Annotated in this window: 17 protein-coding genes; 15 read left to right on the top strand and 2 right to left on the bottom strand. The window is 58.6% G+C overall.

What is annotated here, in order from left to right:
* The first annotated feature begins 154 nt into the window (after positions 1-154).
* The 11 genes from ffh (at position 155) to ACYZTY_RS03880 (ending at position 10585) form a co-directional block, all read left to right on the top strand.
* Entirely contained in the window at positions 155-1531 is a 1377-nt protein-coding gene (ffh, locus tag ACYZTY_RS03830; RefSeq protein ID WP_461957372.1) for a signal recognition particle protein, read from the top strand.
* A 249-nt stretch (positions 1532-1780) separates the two neighbouring features.
* The gene (rpsP, locus tag ACYZTY_RS03835) at positions 1781-2032 is read left to right on the top strand and encodes a 30S ribosomal protein S16 (protein ID WP_007944872.1); all 252 of its coding nucleotides are present in this window, start codon (positions 1781-1783) and stop codon (positions 2030-2032) included.
* A gap of 5 nt (positions 2033-2037) precedes the next feature.
* Positions 2038-2574: a ribosome maturation factor RimM gene (gene rimM / locus ACYZTY_RS03840; RefSeq protein WP_010463008.1), complete on the top strand. Its 537-nt coding sequence runs from the start codon at positions 2038-2040 to the stop codon at positions 2572-2574.
* On the top strand, positions 2556-3329 hold the full coding sequence (gene trmD / locus ACYZTY_RS03845; protein ID WP_173860472.1) for a tRNA (guanosine(37)-N1)-methyltransferase TrmD: 774 nt from the start codon (positions 2556-2558) through the stop codon (positions 3327-3329). The genes rimM and trmD overlap by 19 nt, the downstream gene beginning before the upstream one ends.
* 45 nt (positions 3330-3374) lie before the next feature.
* Positions 3375-3725, top strand: a complete 351-nt coding sequence (gene rplS / locus ACYZTY_RS03850) for a 50S ribosomal protein L19 (RefSeq protein ID WP_003175895.1) — start codon at positions 3375-3377, stop codon at positions 3723-3725.
* A 99-nt stretch (positions 3726-3824) separates the two neighbouring features.
* Entirely contained in the window at positions 3825-4721 is an 897-nt protein-coding gene (gene xerD / locus ACYZTY_RS03855) for a site-specific tyrosine recombinase XerD (protein WP_010462986.1), read from the top strand.
* Between the two features lie 253 nt (positions 4722-4974).
* Entirely contained in the window at positions 4975-5706 is a 732-nt protein-coding gene (gene dsbC / locus ACYZTY_RS03860; protein WP_010462985.1) for a bifunctional protein-disulfide isomerase/oxidoreductase DsbC, read from the top strand.
* A gap of 133 nt (positions 5707-5839) precedes the next feature.
* The gene (locus ACYZTY_RS03865) at positions 5840-7144 is read left to right on the top strand and encodes a homoserine dehydrogenase (RefSeq protein WP_027924910.1); all 1305 of its coding nucleotides are present in this window, start codon (positions 5840-5842) and stop codon (positions 7142-7144) included.
* Between the two features lie 104 nt (positions 7145-7248).
* Positions 7249-8658 carry a threonine synthase gene (gene thrC, locus ACYZTY_RS03870; protein ID WP_461957373.1) on the top strand — a complete coding sequence of 470 codons (1410 nt, stop codon included), beginning with the start codon at positions 7249-7251 and terminating at the stop codon, positions 8656-8658.
* 121 nt (positions 8659-8779) lie between these two features.
* Positions 8780-10135 carry a transporter substrate-binding domain-containing protein gene (locus ACYZTY_RS03875; protein ID WP_461957374.1) on the top strand — a complete coding sequence of 452 codons (1356 nt, stop codon included), beginning with the start codon at positions 8780-8782 and terminating at the stop codon, positions 10133-10135.
* Positions 10136-10297: 162 nt separating this feature from the next.
* Positions 10298-10585, top strand: coding sequence for a DUF3509 domain-containing protein (locus ACYZTY_RS03880; RefSeq protein ID WP_131062584.1), 288 nt, complete (start codon positions 10298-10300; stop codon positions 10583-10585).
* Positions 10586-10754: 169 nt separating this feature from the next.
* Here the strand turns inward: ACYZTY_RS03880 and ACYZTY_RS03885 are convergent, their stop codons facing one another.
* Both ACYZTY_RS03885 and ACYZTY_RS03890 read right to left on the bottom strand, forming a co-directional pair.
* Positions 10755-11567 (bottom strand): TIGR02285 family protein, encoded by an 813-nt coding sequence (locus tag ACYZTY_RS03885; RefSeq protein WP_371928434.1) that lies wholly within the window; start codon positions 11565-11567, stop codon positions 10755-10757.
* A 109-nt stretch (positions 11568-11676) separates the two neighbouring features.
* The gene (locus ACYZTY_RS03890) at positions 11677-12876 is read right to left on the bottom strand and encodes a CaiB/BaiF CoA transferase family protein (protein ID WP_461957375.1); all 1200 of its coding nucleotides are present in this window, start codon (positions 12874-12876) and stop codon (positions 11677-11679) included.
* Positions 12877-13023: 147 nt separating this feature from the next.
* On the opposite strand from ACYZTY_RS03890, the gene ACYZTY_RS03895 reads away from it, so the two are divergent.
* From ACYZTY_RS03895 to ACYZTY_RS03910, 4 genes are all read left to right on the top strand, one after another.
* Positions 13024-13566, top strand: coding sequence for a YaeQ family protein (locus tag ACYZTY_RS03895; protein ID WP_010462971.1), 543 nt, complete (start codon positions 13024-13026; stop codon positions 13564-13566).
* A 66-nt stretch (positions 13567-13632) separates the two neighbouring features.
* The gene (recJ, locus tag ACYZTY_RS03900) at positions 13633-15342 is read left to right on the top strand and encodes a single-stranded-DNA-specific exonuclease RecJ (RefSeq protein WP_461957376.1); all 1710 of its coding nucleotides are present in this window, start codon (positions 13633-13635) and stop codon (positions 15340-15342) included.
* Positions 15343-15635: 293 nt separating this feature from the next.
* Positions 15636-16631 (top strand): IS110 family RNA-guided transposase, encoded by a 996-nt coding sequence (locus ACYZTY_RS03905; RefSeq protein ID WP_461954766.1) that lies wholly within the window; start codon positions 15636-15638, stop codon positions 16629-16631.
* Positions 16632-16889: 258 nt separating this feature from the next.
* Positions 16890-17996 (top strand): NADH:flavin oxidoreductase/NADH oxidase, encoded by a 1107-nt coding sequence (locus ACYZTY_RS03910; RefSeq protein WP_461957377.1) that lies wholly within the window; start codon positions 16890-16892, stop codon positions 17994-17996.
* Positions 17997-18081 lie beyond the last annotated feature (85 nt).

The following is an 18081-nucleotide window of genomic DNA, read 5'->3' on the forward strand; positions in this document are numbered from 1 at the left end:
CGAAAGACCATGCAACCTGACGATGAGGTGTCCGCCAGACGCAGTCTTCGCTATAATCCGCGACCTGCCCACGCCGCAGGCTCGCCGAGCACATGTTTATTCCGGTCTGGGCCGCCATTATCCCGGTCTACACAGGGCCTGAAAGGATCGCGCAATGTTTGAAAACTTAACCGACCGTCTCTCGCAGACGCTGCGCCATGTCACCGGCAAGGCCAAGCTGACCGAGGACAATATCAAAGACACCCTGCGCGAAGTGCGCATGGCGTTGCTCGAAGCTGACGTCGCCTTGCCAGTGGTGAAAGACTTCGTCAATTCGGTCAAGGAACGCGCCGTCGGCACCGAGGTGTCACGCAGCCTGACGCCGGGCCAGGCCTTCGTGAAGATCGTCCAGGCCGAACTCGAAAGCCTGATGGGCGCGGCCAACGAAGATTTGAACCTGAGCGCCGTGCCGCCAGCCGTCGTGCTGATGGCCGGTTTGCAGGGTGCGGGTAAAACCACCACCGCCGGCAAACTCGCGCGCTTCCTTAAAGAGCGCAAGAAGAAGTCGGTCATGGTCGTGTCCGCGGACGTTTACCGTCCGGCGGCGATCAAACAGCTGGAAATGCTCGCGGGTGAAGTCGGCGTTACCTTCTTCCCGTCCGACCTGAGCCAGAAGCCGGTCGACATCGCGCAAGCGGCTATTAAAGAAGCAAGACTGAAATTCATCGACGTGGTCATCGTCGATACCGCCGGTCGTCTGCACATCGACGAAGAGATGATGGGCGAGATCAAGGCATTGCACGCCGCGATCAACCCGGTCGAAACCCTGTTCGTGGTCGACGCCATGACCGGCCAGGACGCCGCCAACACGGCCAAGGCCTTCGGCGACGCATTGCCGCTGACCGGTGTGATCCTGACCAAGGTTGACGGCGACGCCCGTGGCGGCGCCGCCCTGTCGGTTCGTGCCATCACCGGCAAGCCGATCAAGTTCATCGGTATGGGCGAGAAGAGCGAAGCGCTCGAACCGTTCCACCCCGAGCGTATTGCTTCGCGCATCCTCGGCATGGGCGACGTGCTCAGCCTGATCGAACAGGCCGAAGCGACCCTCGACAAGGACAAGGCCGACAAACTGGCCAAGAAGCTGAAGAAGGGCAAGGGTTTCGACCTCGAAGACTTCCGTGATCAGCTGCAACAGATGAAGAACATGGGCGGCCTCGGCGGCCTCATGGACAAACTGCCAAACATCGGCGGCGTGAACCTGGCGCAGATGGGCAATGCCCAGGGCGCGGCAGAGAAACAATTCAAGCAGATGGAAGCCATCATCAACTCCATGACCCCGGCCGAGCGCCGCGACCCTGAGCTGATCAGCGGTTCGCGCAAACGCCGGATCGCCATGGGTTCCGGCACCCAGGTGCAGGACATCGGTCGCTTGATCAAGCAGCACAAGCAGATGCAGAAGATGATGAAGAAATTCTCCGCGAAAGGCGGAATGGCCAAAATGATGCGCGGCATGGGCGGTATGTTGCCCGGCGGCGGCATGCCGAAAATGTAAAGAATTCGCGCAAGGGCTTGCTCTTGCGCAGCCCACACGGAAGTGGGATCTCCAGCAAACCCGCACTTGGCGGGAGCTGACTGGCCGTTTTCAACGACGGCTCTATAGCAAATCTGCATGGCGTCCGCTAGGCCGCCGGAAAAAGACATTTGCAAAAGTCCGGATATTCCTTAGAATATGCGGCCTTTCGGGCACCTATGCCCGCTGTGCCTTTAGATTTGCAGCACCGACTACAGGAACGATGTTCACATGCTAACAATCCGTCTTGCCCTTGGCGGCTCCAAAAAGCGCCCGTTTTACCACTTGACCGTAACCGACAGCCGCAACCCGCGCGACGGTTCGCACAAGGAACAGGTTGGTTTCTTCAACCCTGTTGCTCGTGGTCAAGAAGTCCGTCTGTCCGTGAACCAAGAGCGCGTAGCCTACTGGCTGAGCGTTGGTGCACAACCTTCTGAGCGTGTTGCTCAGTTGTTGAAGGACGCTGCTAAGGCTGCGGCCTGAGCAATATGAACGCGACGCCTGCTATTGCTGATGATTTGATCGTTATCGGCAAGATTTATTCTGTTCATGGCGTTCGCGGCGAAGTGAAGGTTTATTCCTTTACTGATCCGACTGAAAACCTGTTGCAGTACAAAACCTGGACGCTCAAGCGCGAAGGCAATGTGAAACAGGTCGAGCTGGTCAGCGGACGTGGGAACGACAAGTTCCTGGTCGCAAAGCTCAAGGGTCTTGATGATCGTGAAGAAGCTCGTCTTCTGGCCGGTTATGAGATCTGCGTGCCGCGCAACCTGTTCCCTGAATTGACCGACGGCGAGTACTACTGGTACCAGCTGGAAGGTCTGAAGGTTATTGATCAACTCGGGCAATTGCTCGGGAAAATCGATCATCTTCTGGAAACCGGCGCCAATGATGTAATGGTGGTCAAGCCTTGCGCTGGCAGCCTGGATGATCGCGAACGCCTGTTGCCCTATACGGAGCAATGCGTGTTGGCCGTCGACCTCGCAGCAGGCGAGATGAAGGTGGAATGGGATGCGGACTTCTAAGCGTGGCTAACTTGCGCGTAGAAGTGATCAGTTTGTTTCCCGAGATGTTCTCCGCCATCAGCGAGTACGGCATCACCAGTCGTGCGGTGAAACAGGGGCTGTTGCAGCTCACCTGTTGGAATCCGCGAGACTACACGACGGATCGACATCACACTGTGGACGATCGCCCATTTGGCGGTGGTCCGGGCATGGTGATGAAGATCAAGCCCCTGGAAGATGCACTGGTTCAGGCCAAGGCAGCAGCCGGGGAGGCGGCGAAGGTAATTTACCTGTCCCCCCAAGGCCGTCAACTGACTCAGTCGGCGGTACGCGAGTTGGCGAATCTGGATGCATTGATCCTGATTGCCGGCCGCTATGAAGGCATTGACGAGCGTTTTATTGATGCTCATGTCGATGAAGAGTGGTCGATTGGCGACTATGTACTGTCTGGCGGCGAGCTGCCAGCGATGGTCCTGATCGATGCGGTTACACGACTGCTGCCTGGAGCTTTAGGGCATGCGGACTCCGCCGAGGAAGATTCCTTTACGGATGGTTTGCTGGATTGCCCGCACTACACCCGACCTGAGGTGTATGCGGATCAGCGTGTTCCCGACGTGTTGCTAAGTGGCAATCACGCGCATATCCGGCGTTGGCGTTTACAGCAGTCCCTTGGTAGGACCTTTGAACGACGCGCCGATCTTCTGGAAAGCCGCTCGCTTTCTGGAGAAGAGAAGAAGCTGCTCGAGGAATACATCCGCGAGCGGGACGATAGTTAACAACGTATCGATGGTAGATCCGACGATTTACCTTAGGAGCACAGCATGACTAACAAAATCATCCTTGCACTCGAAGCAGAGCAGATGACCAAAGAGATCCCTACCTTTGCCCCGGGCGACACCATTGTCGTTCAGGTGAAAGTGAAGGAAGGCGACCGTTCGCGTCTGCAAGCGTTCGAAGGTGTTGTTATCGCCAAGCGTAACCGCGGCGTAAACAGTGCTTTCACCGTTCGTAAAATCTCCAACGGTGTTGGCGTAGAGCGTACTTTCCAGACCTACAGCCCGCAAATCGACAGCATGGCCGTTAAACGTCGCGGTGACGTACGTAAAGCCAAGTTGTACTACCTGCGTGACCTGTCCGGTAAAGCAGCTCGCATCAAGGAAAAACTGGCTTAAGTCCAGCTTCCGATGCAGAAAAAAGCAGCCTACGGGCTGCTTTTTTGTTGCCTGCGATTTATCTTCCCTGACCGTACTGTCGGTCTTGCCTGAGTCTTTATGCCCGCCATCGATCATCCTTTGATAGACCAGTTTCTCGACGCGCTGTGGTTGGAGAAAGGTCTTTCCGATAACACCCGCGATGCCTACCGCAGTGACCTGGCCTTATTCAACGGCTGGCTGCAGGAGAAGGGGCTGGAGTTGATCAACGCCGGCCGTGAATTGATCCTCGATCACTTGGCCTGGCGCCTGGAGCAGAATTACAAACCCCGTTCCACGGCGCGATTTCTCTCTGGCGTGCGTGGGTTTTATCGCTACTTGCTGCGGGAAAAGTTGATCGCAGTCGATCCGACGTTGCGTGTCGATATGCCCCAGCTGGGTAGGCCGTTGCCTAAATCGCTGTCGGAAGCCGACGTGGAAGCGCTGCTGAAGGCGCCGGACTTGAGCGAAGCCATCGGTCAGCGTGACCGCGCCATGCTCGAAGTGCTTTACGCCTGCGGCCTGCGGGTGACGGAGTTGATCAGCCTGACACTGGAGCAGGTCAATCTGCGCCAGGGTGTGCTGCGGGTGATGGGCAAGGGTAGCAAGGAGCGGTTAGTGCCGATGGGCGAGGAGGCGATTGTCTGGGTCGAACGTTATATGCGTGATGGCCGCCAGGAGCTGCTCGGTGGGCGTCCCAGCGATGTCATGTTTCCCAGTCAGCGCGGCGAGCAGATGACCCGTCAGACCTTCTGGCACCGCATCAAGCACCAGGCCAAGGTCGCCGGGATCGGCAAGTCGCTGTCGCCACACACCTTGCGTCACGCTTTCGCCACGCATTTGCTCAACCACGGCGCCGACTTGCGGGTGGTGCAAATGCTGCTCGGCCACAGCGACCTGTCGACCACGCAGATCTACACCCACGTCGCCCGCGCACGCTTGCAGGACCTGCACGCCAAACATCACCCCAGAGGCTGAACAAAGTCCCTGTAGGAGTGAGCCTGCTCGCGATGGCGATCTGTCAGTCACCGCTGTGTTGTCAGGACTACCGCTATCGCGAGCAGGCTCACTCCTACAGGGGATTGCGTTGTCCCAATGTCTTGCGTCAGGCGCATTCGGCCACAGGGGCCTTATGTGGTAGGCTTTGCCGGTTTGCACGATGGGCGGTTATGACCCGGTGCTTCGGCACGGGCGTTCTGATCGTCCCATTTGTCCGTCTTCAGGAGTTCTCATGCGTCTGACCCAGATTTTCGCCGCCGCAGCCATTGCGTTGGTCAGCACCTTTGCCGTCGCCGATGACGCGGCCGACAAAGCGATTCGTAAAAGCCTGGAAAACCTCCAGCTCGAAGTGCCGGTAGAAAGCATCTCCGCCAGTCCGCTGCCAGGCCTGTACGAAGTCAAACTGCAAGGCAGCCGCGTGCTCTACGCCAGCGCCGACGGCCAATACGTGGTTCAGGGCTACCTGTTCCAGCTCAAGGACGGCAAGCCGGTCAACCTGACCGAGAAGACCGAACGCCTGGGCGTGTCCAAACTGGTCAACGCCATTCCAGTCGCGGAAACCGTGGTCTACCCGGCGATCGGCGAAACCAAATCGCACATCACCGTGTTCACCGACACCACCTGCCCGTACTGCCACAAACTGCACGCCGAAGTGCCTGAGCTGAACAAGCGCGGCATCGAAGTGCGTTACGTCGCGTTCCCGCGCCAGGGCCTGGGCTCGCCGGGTGACGAACAGCTGCAAGCGGTCTGGTGCTCGAAAGACAAGAAAGCCGCCATGGACAAAATGGTCGACGGCAAGGAAATCAAGGCCGCCAAGTGCGATAACCCGGTTTCCAAACAGTTCGCCCTGGGGCAGTCGATTGGCGTGAACGGCACACCGGCCATCGTTTTGGCTGACGGTCAGGTCATTCCGGGCTACCAGCCTGCGCCACAAGTCGCCAAACTGGCGCTGGGCGCGAAATAATTCGCATCGTCACGGCCAGCCTTTGACGATCATGGTCCGGCGGCAACATTTGCCGGGCCATTAATAGAGAGCCGCGAGCATGCGGCTGTTTTCACGGCCGGCCTTGAGTCGGCCGTTTTATGGGGAGTTCACAGTGAAACCGGTCAAAGTAGGCATCTGTGGGTTAGGGACCGTCGGTGGCGGTACCTTCAACGTACTTCAGCGCAACGCCGAGGAAATTGCTCGTCGTGCCGGGCGTGGAATCGAAGTGGCACAAATTGCCATGCGCACGCCAAAGCCTCAGTTCCAAACGACCGGTATTGCGATTACCAACGATGTCTTCGAAGTGGCCACGAACCCTGAGATCGACATCGTTATAGAGCTGATGGGCGGCTACACCGTTGCCCGCGAGCTGGTACTCAAGGCCATCGAGAATGGCAAGCATGTGGTCACCGCGAACAAGGCGCTTATTGCTGTTCACGGTAATGAAATTTTCGCCAAGGCTCGCGAGAAGGGCGTGATTGTGGCGTTCGAAGCGGCTGTGGCCGGTGGCATTCCGGTGATCAAGGCGATCCGTGAAGGCCTGTCCGCCAACCGCATCAACTGGGTCGCCGGGATCATCAACGGCACCGGCAACTTCATCCTTACCGAAATGCGTGAGAAGGGTCGCACCTTCGAAGACGTACTCGCCGAGGCGCAAGCCCTGGGTTACGCCGAAGCCGATCCGACCTTCGACGTTGAAGGCATCGACGCAGCCCACAAGCTGACGATCCTGGCGTCCATCGCGTTCGGCATCCCGCTGCAATTCGACAAGGCCTACACCGAAGGCATCACCAAGCTGACCACGGCTGACGTGAACTACGCCGAAGCGCTGGGCTATCGCATCAAGCACCTGGGCGTGGCGCGCAGCACCGCGGCCGGTATCGAACTGCGCGTGCACCCGACGCTGATCCCGGCCGATCGCCTGATCGCCAACGTCAACGGCGTGATGAACGCGGTGATGGTCAACGGTGACGCTGCCGGATCGACCCTGTTCTACGGCGCTGGAGCCGGCATGGAGCCTACCGCTTCGTCGGTGATCGCCGACCTGGTGGACGTGGTTCGCGCCATGACCTCCGACCCGGAAAACCGTGTGCCGCACCTGGCCTTCCAGCCGGATTCGTTGTCGGCGCACCCGATCCTGCCGATCGAAGCCTGCGAAAGCGCTTACTACCTGCGCATTCAGGCCAAAGACCATCCGGGCGTGTTGGCCCAGGTTGCGAGCATCCTGTCGGAGCGTGGCATCAACATCGAATCGATCATGCAGAAAGAAGTCGAAGAGCATGACGGTCTGGTGCCGATGATCCTGCTGACTCATCGCGTGCTGGAACAGCACATGAACGACGCGATCGCCGCTCTGGAAGCCCTGACAGGCGTGGTCGGTCCGGTCGTACGGATCCGCGTCGAACACCTGAATTAACACAGCGGCAAGCAGCAAGCTTCAAGCAGCAAGTCAAAGGCAGATCGGCTTTTACTTGCAGCTTGTAGCTTGCCCCTTGAAGCCCAAACCGAAGGTTTGCCCCTATGCGCTATATCAGTACCCGCGGCCAGGCACCGGCCCTGAATTTCGAAGATGTCCTGCTGGCCGGTCTCGCCACCGACGGCGGTCTGTACGTCCCGGAAAACCTGCCACGTTTCACCCAGGAAGAAATCGCTTCCTGGGCCGGCCTGCCGTATCACGAGCTGGCTTTCCGCGTCATGCGCCCGTTCGTCACCGGCAGCATCCCGGATGCCGATTTCAAAAAGATTCTTGAAGAAACGTATGGCGTGTTTTCCCACAACGCCGTTGCGCCGCTGCGTCAGCTGAACGGTAACGAATGGGTGTTGGAGCTGTTCCACGGCCCGACCCTGGCGTTCAAGGACTTCGCCCTGCAACTGCTCGGTCGTTTGCTCGATTACGTGCTGGAAAAACGCGGCGAGCGCGTGGTCATCGTTGGCGCTACCTCCGGTGACACCGGTTCGGCTGCCATCGAAGGCTGCAAGCACTGCGAAAACGTCGACATCTTCATCCTGCACCCGCACAACCGTGTGTCCGAAGTGCAGCGTCGCCAGATGACCACCATCTTCGGCGAGAACATCCACAACATCGCCATCGAAGGCAACTTCGATGACTGCCAGGAAATGGTCAAGGCGAGCTTCGCCGACCAGAGCTTCCTCAAGGGCACGCGCCTGGTGGCGGTGAACTCGATCAACTGGGCGCGGATCATGGCCCAGATCGTTTACTACTTCCACGCAGCCCTACAGTTGGGCGGCCCGGAACGTTCGGTGTCGTTCTCGGTGCCGACCGGCAACTTCGGCGACATCTTCGCCGGTTACCTCGCGCGCAACATGGGCCTGCCGATCAACCAATTGATCGTCGCCACCAACCGCAACGACATCCTGCACCGCTTCATGAGCGGCAATCAGTACGTCAAAGAAACCCTGCACGCCACGCTGTCGCCGTCGATGGACATCATGGTCTCGTCGAACTTCGAACGCCTGCTGTTCGACCTGCATGGTCGCAACGGCGCCGCGATTGCCGGATTGATGGATACGTTCAAACAGGGTGGCGGTTTCAGCGTCGAAGAGGAGCGCTGGACCGAAGCCCGCAAGTTGTTCGATTCCCTGGCCGTGGATGACGCGCAAACTTGCGAAACCATCGCCGAAGTCTACGAGCAGACCGGCGAGTTGCTGGACCCGCACACCGCCATCGGTGTGAAAGCTGCGCGCGAATGCCGTCGTAGCCTGGATATTCCAATGGTGATTCTCGGCACCGCCCATCCGGTCAAATTCCCGGATGCAGTGGAGAAAGCCGGCGTAGGAAAAGCGCTCGAACTACCTGCACATCTTTCTGATTTGTTTGAGCGAGATGAGCGTTGCACCGTGTTGCCGAATGATTTGAAAGCCGTGCAGGCCTTTGTCAGTCAGCATGGCAACCGCGGCAAGCCTCTGTAACCGGTAAAAGCTGTCACATTTTGAAGCCCGTCTCCTGACGGGCTTTCTCATTTCTGCATGCCACACTTGTCGCGTTTTCGCCCCGGGAAGGACGGGCGAGTTGATCGTGAAGGAAGTGGTAATGCTGTTTTTCAGAGGGTTAAGGCCAGCTGCGTGCTGGATGTTTTTGATCGGCGTCCTGGGCGTTGCTCAAGGAGGGGCGGCGGCTCAATTGGCGATTCCAGAATCCAGGGGATCGGGAGTCGGCGCCACCATCGAGCTGGATGCCCAGGAGTCGAGATGGATTGCCGAGCACCCGCAAGTCATTGTTTCGTCGGTGCAATACCCGCTTTATCTGTTCAAGGATGAGCACGGTCAGTGGAGCGGTTTGAACAACGATCTGCTCAATCGCATCAGTGCCATGACGGGCTTGCAGTTTGTTCACGAAGAGTCGTTTTCCACCGATCAGTTGCTCGGGCGTCTGGAAAGTGGCGAGGCGGACATGAGCACCACCCTGGCAATGAATGAGGAGCGAAAGGTATTCCTGGATTTCAGTCACGCGTTCGGTGGCGCTGGTTGGGTGGTTGTCGGGCGGGCAGATGCACCTGTCGTGCACTCCCTCGAGCAGTTGGCAAAACGAGTGCTGGTGCTGCCGGCCCGGCATGCACTCGAGGGCACGATTCGCCGCGACTACCCGGCGATCGAGTTGCGCACGGTCAAGACTTACGCCGAAGCCCGGGCGCTGGTTGAAAGTGGTGAAGCCTATGCGACCATCGAAAATGAAATCGGGGCGCAGCTCTATCCGTTGGGACAACTCAAGTTCGGGCGGGCAGTGGAGGGCAAATGGGAGGCTGATCACCTCGCGGTTCGCAAAGGTCAGTCGCCGTTGCTGAGCATTCTGAACAAGGCGCTTGAGGCTTTTCCTGCGGCTGAATTGCGCGCCATTCGCCTGAAATGGCTCAATGGAATCGCTCCCGTTCAGCCACCGTCTCCCTGGCGGCAGATGACTCACTGGGTTTGCTGGGGCATGTTCATCGTCAGCCTGTTCGGTCTGCTTTCCTTGCTCTGGAACCGCAGGCTCGCAGCGCTGATCAAGCAACGCATAGACGCTGAGAAAGGTCTGGGCGATCAACTGGCGTTCCAGCAAGCGTTGATGGACGCCATGCCCGATCCGATGTTTGTTCGTGATCTGGAAGGGCGTTTGATCATGTGCAACAAGAGTTACGAGGAAAGTCTCTGCGCCCGGTTTGATCAGGTTCAGGGGCGACAACTGATTGAACTCGATGTGTTGCCCAAGGAAACCGCTGCGATGCTGCATGCAGAATTCATGGCTCAGCTGGAGACTCGAAAGCCACGCTTCAGTGAGCGTCAATTGATGTTCAACAACGGTGTCAGGGACATCTACCAGTGGACCGTACCGTTCTACAGCGCCGACGGTCAATTGCGAGGATTGCTGGGGGGCTGGACCGATATCGGTCACCGCACAAGGCACAGGTGAATCGACTGTTTTTTCCCTGTCATCTTTGCCGTGCATGCTCTATCGACCAGGGACGCCGACGCGTCTGCACCTGGAATCCAGAACTTTCTTCTCGGGCCAGTGGTCATTTACTGTGAACACGCCCCAGGCACTTTGTTTTCGGACTATTGAGTGGTGATCGAGATGGAAAGTATCAGTCTATTGCTCGGTGAGGCTCTGAGCCCGTATCAGGTCACGCTGACCCCGTCGGGCGCCCATGGCGAATGCCTGGTGACACTGAAGAATGCGACCGGCGCGATCGTGGTCGAGCGGGCATTCAATCAGGCCCAGTTAACCGATTACCGCCTGCTGACGGATGTTGTCGACGGCTTGCACCGCGACGTGCTGATTGCCGAAGGACGGCTGGAGCCCTGCGTGATCGCGGCTTTACGCCATGCGGCTCAGGACAAGATTCTGGCCCGCAGAAATTGAATTTTTTTTTGTGGGAACCTTCCGGCTCTCAGGTCAGTCAGAGCATGTAACAGCAGGATCAAGCATTGTGCTCCGGTGCTTGTAGCTTGCTGTTACTGGTCTTTATGTAGACCACGTTTAACCCCGAGTCGTCTCCCCACTTCTCGGGGTTTCTTTTGCCTGCGATTTGTCATTGCTGCGCCTGATGCTCGAAAAACACTCGGGCTTCTTCGAGGTAAGCGCTGCGACTTTCCGGGTCGAGCCACTCGGCATAGGCCTCGCTCAAGTGGTCGCGTGGAAGTTTGCGTAGCAGCTGGTTGATCTCGACGATCGCCTGCCGACCCATGGGCGTGTCGGTACAGCCGATGTAACCGGACAGGAATTTCTCCGCGCCACGAATCGGGTAAAACTGCAAATCATCCTCCGCGATCCCCTGCTGCTGGGCTTGGTAGCGGATTTCCGGACGATAGCCCAGCAACAGGCGCAAGCGCCCCAGGCGTTGCATTTGCAGGAGACTGCCCAGGGCGTCGTTGCCGTAGTGCAGCGTCAGCGCGCCGGGCGGCGCTTGCTTGAGCAGCGCGTCGAGGTACTCGCCGTAGTTGCGCTCGGCAATGATGCCCAGCTTCTCACGGCCACTGGCGAGCAGAGCGGCCAAGTCCAATTCACCGTTCTGGATAAAGGGCGTCAGCGTCTCACGATCCACGCGCCGTACCGCAACACCGTTACTCATTGCTCGAAAAACCGGAACGGAAAACGCGATCCAGCGCTCGCGCTCCTTGCTCTTGTTCAGCGCCGCGTCGCAAGTGAGGGAGGGCTCGTGGAGCATTTGCAAGCCGCGGGCGCGATTGACCCGCATCAGCGTGTGTTCATACTGCGGCATGCCGGCGATCAACAGCGGCAACAGTTGATCGATAACCCCCTGGCCTTTTTTCGGTCCCTCGAAAATCGTCAGCGGCGGCAAATCGCGCATCAGCCAGACCAGCGTTTCCTTGGGTTGCGCCATCGCTGACGGGGACAGTCCGACGAACAGAAGCGTAACCAGCAACGCGCGCCCCGCCCCCCCGCCATGCGTCAGGCAGATTCTGATGGAGTGCACTAGCCGGCGCCTCAGCTTAGATGGCTCCATCTTTGCGCAGCTGTGCAATCTGCGACACGCTATAGCCAAGTTCGTTGAGTACCTGTGCGTTGTGCTCACCCAGTTGGGGCCCGACCCATTCGCAATCGCCGGGGGTCTCAGAGAGTTTCGGCACAATTCCCGGCATCTTGAAGTCTTTACCGTCCGGCAGCTTGGCCTGCAGGAACATTTCCCGGGCCAGGTATTGTGGATCGCTGAACATGTCTTCGGCGCTGAAGATCCGGCTGACGGGCACATCGGCCTGATTCAGCAGCGCAAGTACGGTGTCCAGCGGCTGCGAATTGACCCAGCGATCGATTACTCCGTAAATCTCGTCGCGGCGGCTGTCGCGTCCGTCGTTACTGGTCAGCACCGGGTCGTTGGCCAGGTCTTCGCGACCGATGATCAGCATGAAGCGTTTGAAGATCGCGTCACCATTGGCGCCGATCTGCACATGCTTGCCGTCGGCGCTGGTGTGGATCGAGGAGGGCGTGATGCCCGGCATGATGTTGCCGGTGCGTTCGCGGATGAAGCCGAAAACGTCGAACTCCGGCACCATGCTTTCCATCATGGCGAAGATCGCTTCATACAGCGCGACGTCCACCACCTGGCCCTGGCCGCCGTTGACCTCACGATGACGCAGAGCCATCAGCGCGCCAATCACGCCCCACAGCGCGGCAATCGAGTCACCGATGGAAATCCCGGTGCGCACCGGAGGCCGGTCTTCGAAACCGGTGATGTAGCGCAGGCCGCCCATGGACTCACCAACGGCACCAAAACCTGGCTGATCTTTCATCGGCCCGGTCTGGCCAAACCCGGACAGCCGCACCATCACCAGTTTCGGGTTGAGGGCGTGCAAGACTTCCCAGCCCAGGCCGAGCTTTTCCAACACGCCAGGGCGAAAATTCTCGATCAGGATATCCGCTTCGCTCAGCAGCTTTTTCAGAATCGCCAGGCCGTCCGGGTGTTTCAAATTCAGGGTCAGGGATTTTTTATTGCGAGCCTGGACGAACCACCACAGCGAGGTGCCTTCGTACAGTTTTCGCCATTTGCGCAGCGGATCACCGCCGTCGGGGGATTCGATCTTGATCACTTCGGCGCCGAACTCACCGCAAATGCGCGAGGCAAACGGCCCGGCGATCAATGTGCCCAATTCGATGACTTTCAGACCTGAGAGCGGTTTGGCGGTGAAGGGCATGCTGGATCCTGTAGGACAAAGGCTGAGCGGATATAGCCTTTTAACATAGCCGAATGTCAGACGACCAAGGTTGATCGCCTTCAATTCGTTGATTGCCTACTGCATCGGTTAGACTTGCCGCCTTTCCTCGTATCAAGAAGCCCGTTCATGGCCCAGCCGTCCACGACCTACAAGTTTGAACTGAACCTCACCGACCTCGACCGCAGCGTTTACGAGAGCGTGAAGCAGACCATCGCCCGTCACCCTTCGGAAACCGAAGAGCGTATGACCGTGCGGCTGCTGGCCTACGCCTTCTGGTACAACGAGCAGCTGTCGTTCGGACGCGGTCTGTCAGACGTGGATGAGCCGGCCCTGTGGGAAAAGAGCCTGGACGACCGTGTCCTGCACTGGATCGAAGTCGGCCAGCCTGATGCTGATCGCCTGACCTGGTGCTCGCGCCGTACCGAGCGCACCAGCCTGTTGGCCTACGGCAGCCTGCGCGTGTGGGAAACCAAAGTGATTCCGGCGATCAAAAACCTGAAGAACGTGCACATCGCAGCTGTTCCGCAGGACATCCTGGAAACCCTGGCCAAAGACATGCCCCGCGTTATCAAGTGGGACGTGATGATTAGTGAAGGGACGATTTTCGTCACTGACGACCGTGGTCAGCACGAAGTCCAGTTGCAGTGGCTGAGCGGCGAACGCGGCTGATTTTTCGCCAGTCGTTCGCGTTATCCGGTTTTATCCTACGTATTCAAGAGAAGCACCTGTCACCCCATGCGCATCGAACCTCGCCTGTTGCCCGACACTCTGCCATTCCTCGGTGATCTGCCGCCGCTGTTGACGCGTCTTTACGCGGCGCGGGGCGTGCAATCGGAGGCGGAACTGGACAAGAGCCTGGCGCGGCTGATTCCGTTCCAGCAGCTCAAAGGCATCGATGCGGCGGTGGATTTGCTGGTCACGGCGCTCGAACAGCGCCAGCGGATTCTGATCGTCGGCGATTTCGATGCCGATGGCGCGACCGCCAGTACCGTGGGTGTGCTGGGGTTGCGGTTGCTGGGCGCGGCGCATGTCGATTATCTGGTACCGAACCGATTCGAGTATGGCTACGGCCTGACCCCGGAAATCGTTGAAGTGGCGCTGACGCGCACGCCTCAGTTGCTGATCACCGTGGACAACGGCATCTCCAGTGTCGAAGGCGTGGCGGCGGCGAAAAAGGCTGGCCTGAACGTGCTGGTCACCGACCACCACTTGCCCGGTGACGAACTGCCGCTGGCCGATGCCATCGTCAATCCGAACCAGCCGGGTTGCGAGTTTCCGAGCAAGGCATTGGCCGGCGTCGGGGTGATTTTCTATGTGTTGATGGCCCTGCGCGCGCGTTTGCGCAGCCTCGGCTGGTACGCGAACACGCCACAGCCGAACATCGGCGAATTGCTGGACCTGGTGGCGCTGGGCAGCGTTGCCGACGTGGTACCGCTGGATGCCAACAACCGGATTCTGGTGCACCAAGGCCTGGAACGGATTCGCGCCGGGCGAGCCCGTCCGGGCATCAAGGCGATTCTCGAAGTGGCCAAGCGTGAACCGGCGCGCATCACCTCGACCGACCTGGGCTTCATTGTCGGCCCGCGCCTCAATGCGGCGGGGCGCCTGGATGACATGAGCCTGGGTATCGAATGCCTGATCACCGACGACGCGGGTCTGGCGCGGGAAATGGCCGTGCAGCTTGACGGTATGAACCAGGACCGCAAATCCATCGAGCAGGGCATGCAGCGTGAAGCGCTGGCTCAGCTGAAAGATCTGCCGGTGGAATCGATGCCGTTTGGCCTGTGCCTGTTTGATCCCGAATGGCACCAGGGTGTCATCGGAATCCTCGCCTCGCGTATGAAAGAGCGTTATTTCCGTCCGACCATTGCCTTTGCCGATGCCGGCGATGGTTTGCTCAAGGGCTCGGGGCGTTCGGTTCAAGGCTTTCATATTCGCGATGCCTTGAGCGTGGTGGCCGCGCAACATCCGAACCTGATCAGCAAGTACGGCGGCCACGCCATGGCGGCCGGTTTGACCTTGCCGGAAGCGAATTTTCCGTTGTTCGCCGAAGCCTTTGACGCTGAAGTGCGCAGGCAATTGCGCGAAGAAGACCTGACCGGCCGTCTGCTGTCGGACGGCACGCTGGCGGTCGAGGAATTCCACCTTGAACTGGCCCGCGCGCTGCGGCATGCCGGACCTTGGGGGCAGCACTTCCCGGAGCCGCTGTTCCATGGCGTGTTTCAGTTGGTTGAACAGCGGGTCGTTGGTGAGCGACATCTCAAAGTGGTGCTGAAAAGCGAATGCGGCTCGGTGAAACTTGATGGAATTGCCTTCGGCATCGACCGCGACATCTGGCCGAACCCGACCATCAAATGGGTGGAGTTGGCCTACAAGCTCGACCTCAACGAGTTCCGTGGCAACGAGACCGTGCAACTGATGATTGCCCACATCGAACCGCGTTGACCCCATTCGCGAGCAAGCTTCGCTCCTTGTATGTTGACCCTGATTCCAACGAGAGAGGTTACGCTCAAGGACTCATACAACATCAAGTGTGTTTCTGGGGGAGGTCGATCGCTCCTAAAGGCAGGATTTACTCCTGACCTTGTCTGTAGAGAGGCCCCCCCGCCTCATTGCCCACCACGAAGAGTATCGAGAAGCCGACAAGTCGGACTTCGCATTACAAGGTTGCAGTGGCATGAAGTTCGAGGTCGGGGGAACCAGGAGCAATCTTACCGAAAGTCAGGGAAGTGAAAAGCATGAATACTCATGTCGGCATAGACATTGGTGCCCGCACATCTGCTATGGGATGGCGGCAGAACGGTAAAACATCAGGCCAGTGGGACATTCAGCACACACCCAAGGGGCGTAAGGCTGCCGTGACCAAGATGTTGGGCCTCAAACCGCTGAGCGTGGTCATGGAGGCCACCGGCATTTACTACCTGGACCTGGCGATAGAGTTGCATGCCGCCGGCTTACCGGTCTCGGTGATCAACCCCAAAAGCTTCCATAACTTTGCCAAGCTGATGCTGCAAAACAGCAAAACTGACCAGATTGATGCTCAGTTGCTGGCCGAGTATGGCGAACGTATGGCGCCTAGACTGTGGGTGCCACCTACTGCAGATCAACTGATGCTGCGTGCTATTGGTCGCCATATCAACCGGCTGATTGGCCATCGGACCCGAGCCAAGAATGAGTTGCACGCACTACAAGCGACGGAAACGAGTGTTGAGCTGCTGATCGAGGATGAAAAAGATGCGATTGCAGCGCTAGACACACGGATTGATCGTTTGAAGAAGGCCGCTCGCGAGGCCATCGCCAAATGCCCAGATCTGAGCTTGCAGTTTCGCTGCATGATGGCTGCACCCGGCGTGGGAGAGGCCTCGGCCATCGCAGCACTGGCTGAGTTGACGACACTTCCTGTGACGCTTAAATCGGCGCAGGTAAGCCGTTATGCAGGACTCGATGTAAGGTTGACCCAGTCAGGCACCAGCGTGAACCGGCCAGGCCGAATGTCCAAATGCGGCAACGCGTATTTACGTGCAGCGATGTTCATGCCGGCAATGACGGCAATTCGCTGTGATGAGAATGTGAAAGCCTTTTACGAGGCGCTGGTAGCCCGCGGCAAGAAGAAAATGCAGGCCATCGGAGCAGTGATGCGCAAATACCTGACCGGGTTATGGGCATGCATGCGTTCTGGAGAAGAATTTAATACGGCCAAGCTTTTTAGCGAAAAACATCTCGCGAAAGCTTGACCGTGAACAGAGTATCTACAGATCACCGTTCACTGTAGGAGCGAGGCTTGCCCGCGAAAGCGATCTATCTGACATCCAATCCCTCGGAACCCTCCCTCATCCCCCGATGTCGACTAGGCTCTAAGCACTGCTTGATTGGCCTTGTGACGTCTTGTCGAATTTTTTGCCCGCGGGGGCGGGTGCTGCGCCTTTTTCCTGTCACTCGTCGACTTTTCAAACAGAACCCTGGAGCCTGCCCACTGATTCGAGAGGTGCCCCATGAGTCTGCTGCTTGAACCCTATACCCTTCGTCAATTGACCCTGCTCAACCGCATTGCCGTTTCACCGATGTGCCAGTACTCCAGCGTCGATGGCCTGGCCAATGACTGGCATCTGGTCCACCTCGGCAGCCGTGCCGTCGGCGGCGCCGGTCTGGTTTTCACCGAAGCCACGGCGGTCACGGCCGACGGGCGCATCACCGCCGAGGATCTCGGCTTGTGGAATGACGAACAGATCGAACCCCTGCAACGCATCACGCGCTTCATCGCTGCTCAGGGGGCGGTGGCCGGCATTCAACTGGCGCACGCCGGGCGCAAGGCCAGCACCCATCGGCCATGGATCGGCAAGCACGGCAGCGTCAAGCCCGAAGACGGTGGCTGGGTGCCGGTGGGGCCTTCGCCGATTGCTTTCGACCCGCAGCACACGCACCCCAAGCAGCTGGATGACGGCGAGATCGCCGAAGTCATTCAGGCCTTTGTCGCCGCAGCCAAGCGGGCACTGATTGCCGGTTTCAAAGTGGTCGAAATACACGCCGCTCACGGATACCTGTTGCATCAGTTTCTTTCGCCCCTGAGCAATCAGCGACGCGATCAATATGGCGGTTCGTTCGAGAACCGGATCCGGCTGGTGCTGCAAGTCACCGAAGCGGTGCGTGCTGTCTGGCCTGAAGAACTGCCGTTGTTCGTGCGAGTGTCGGCCACCGACTGGGTGGAAGACGGCTGGAACCCGGATGAAACGGTAGAGTTGGCGCGACGCCTGAAAGATCTGGGCGTGGATCTGATAGACGTTTCGTCGGGCGGTACGGCGGCCAACGCTGAAATTCCTACAGGGCCGGGTTATCAGACCCGTTTCGCCGAACGTGTGCGCAAGGAGTCAGGCATCGCCACCGGTACGGTAGGCATGATTACCGAGCCGGCCCAGGCCGAGCACATATTGCGCACCTGCCAGGCGGACATCATCTTTCTCGCGCGGGAGCTGTTGCGCGATCCGTATTGGCCGCTGCATGCGGATGACGATTTGGGTGGTCGCAAGGCTATCTGGCCGGCGCAGTATCAGCGGGCGACCCATCGCGAACAGCCGATTCATGAGTCGGATTTGCGCGACTGAATGCGGCTGTAAAAACAAAAAGCCCCGATCGATGTGATCGGGGCTTTTGTGTTTCTGTGCTGGAATTTTTGTTGCCTGTCAGGCC

The organism is Pseudomonas sp. LB1P83 (assembly GCF_054897885.1).

Bases quoted from the DNA above. Each gene is read 5' to 3' on its own strand.
- ffh (WP_461957372.1), top strand. From the start codon at position 155: ATGTTTGAAAACTTAACCGACCGTCTCTCGCAGACGCTGCGCCATGTC.
- rpsP (WP_007944872.1), top strand. From the start codon at position 1,781: ATGCTAACAATCCGTCTTGCCCTTGGCGGCTCCAAAAAGCGCCCGTTT.
- rimM (WP_010463008.1), top strand. From the start codon at position 2,038: ATGAACGCGACGCCTGCTATTGCTGATGATTTGATCGTTATCGGCAAG.
- trmD (WP_173860472.1), top strand. From the start codon at position 2,556: ATGGGATGCGGACTTCTAAGCGTGGCTAACTTGCGCGTAGAAGTGATC.
- rplS (WP_003175895.1), top strand. From the start codon at position 3,375: ATGACTAACAAAATCATCCTTGCACTCGAAGCAGAGCAGATGACCAAA.
- xerD (WP_010462986.1), top strand. From the start codon at position 3,825: ATGCCCGCCATCGATCATCCTTTGATAGACCAGTTTCTCGACGCGCTG.
- dsbC (WP_010462985.1), top strand. From the start codon at position 4,975: ATGCGTCTGACCCAGATTTTCGCCGCCGCAGCCATTGCGTTGGTCAGC.
- thrC (WP_461957373.1), top strand. From the start codon at position 7,249: ATGCGCTATATCAGTACCCGCGGCCAGGCACCGGCCCTGAATTTCGAA.
- ACYZTY_RS03875 (WP_461957374.1), top strand. From the start codon at position 8,780: ATGCTGTTTTTCAGAGGGTTAAGGCCAGCTGCGTGCTGGATGTTTTTG.
- ACYZTY_RS03880 (WP_131062584.1), top strand. From the start codon at position 10,298: ATGGAAAGTATCAGTCTATTGCTCGGTGAGGCTCTGAGCCCGTATCAG.
- ACYZTY_RS03885 (WP_371928434.1), bottom strand. From the start codon at position 11,567: ATGGCGCAACCCAAGGAAACGCTGGTCTGGCTGATGCGCGATTTGCCG.
- ACYZTY_RS03890 (WP_461957375.1), bottom strand. From the start codon at position 12,876: ATGCCCTTCACCGCCAAACCGCTCTCAGGTCTGAAAGTCATCGAATTG.
- ACYZTY_RS03895 (WP_010462971.1), top strand. From the start codon at position 13,024: ATGGCCCAGCCGTCCACGACCTACAAGTTTGAACTGAACCTCACCGAC.
- recJ (WP_461957376.1), top strand. From the start codon at position 13,633: ATGCGCATCGAACCTCGCCTGTTGCCCGACACTCTGCCATTCCTCGGT.
- ACYZTY_RS03905 (WP_461954766.1), top strand. From the start codon at position 15,636: ATGAATACTCATGTCGGCATAGACATTGGTGCCCGCACATCTGCTATG.
- ACYZTY_RS03910 (WP_461957377.1), top strand. From the start codon at position 16,890: ATGAGTCTGCTGCTTGAACCCTATACCCTTCGTCAATTGACCCTGCTC.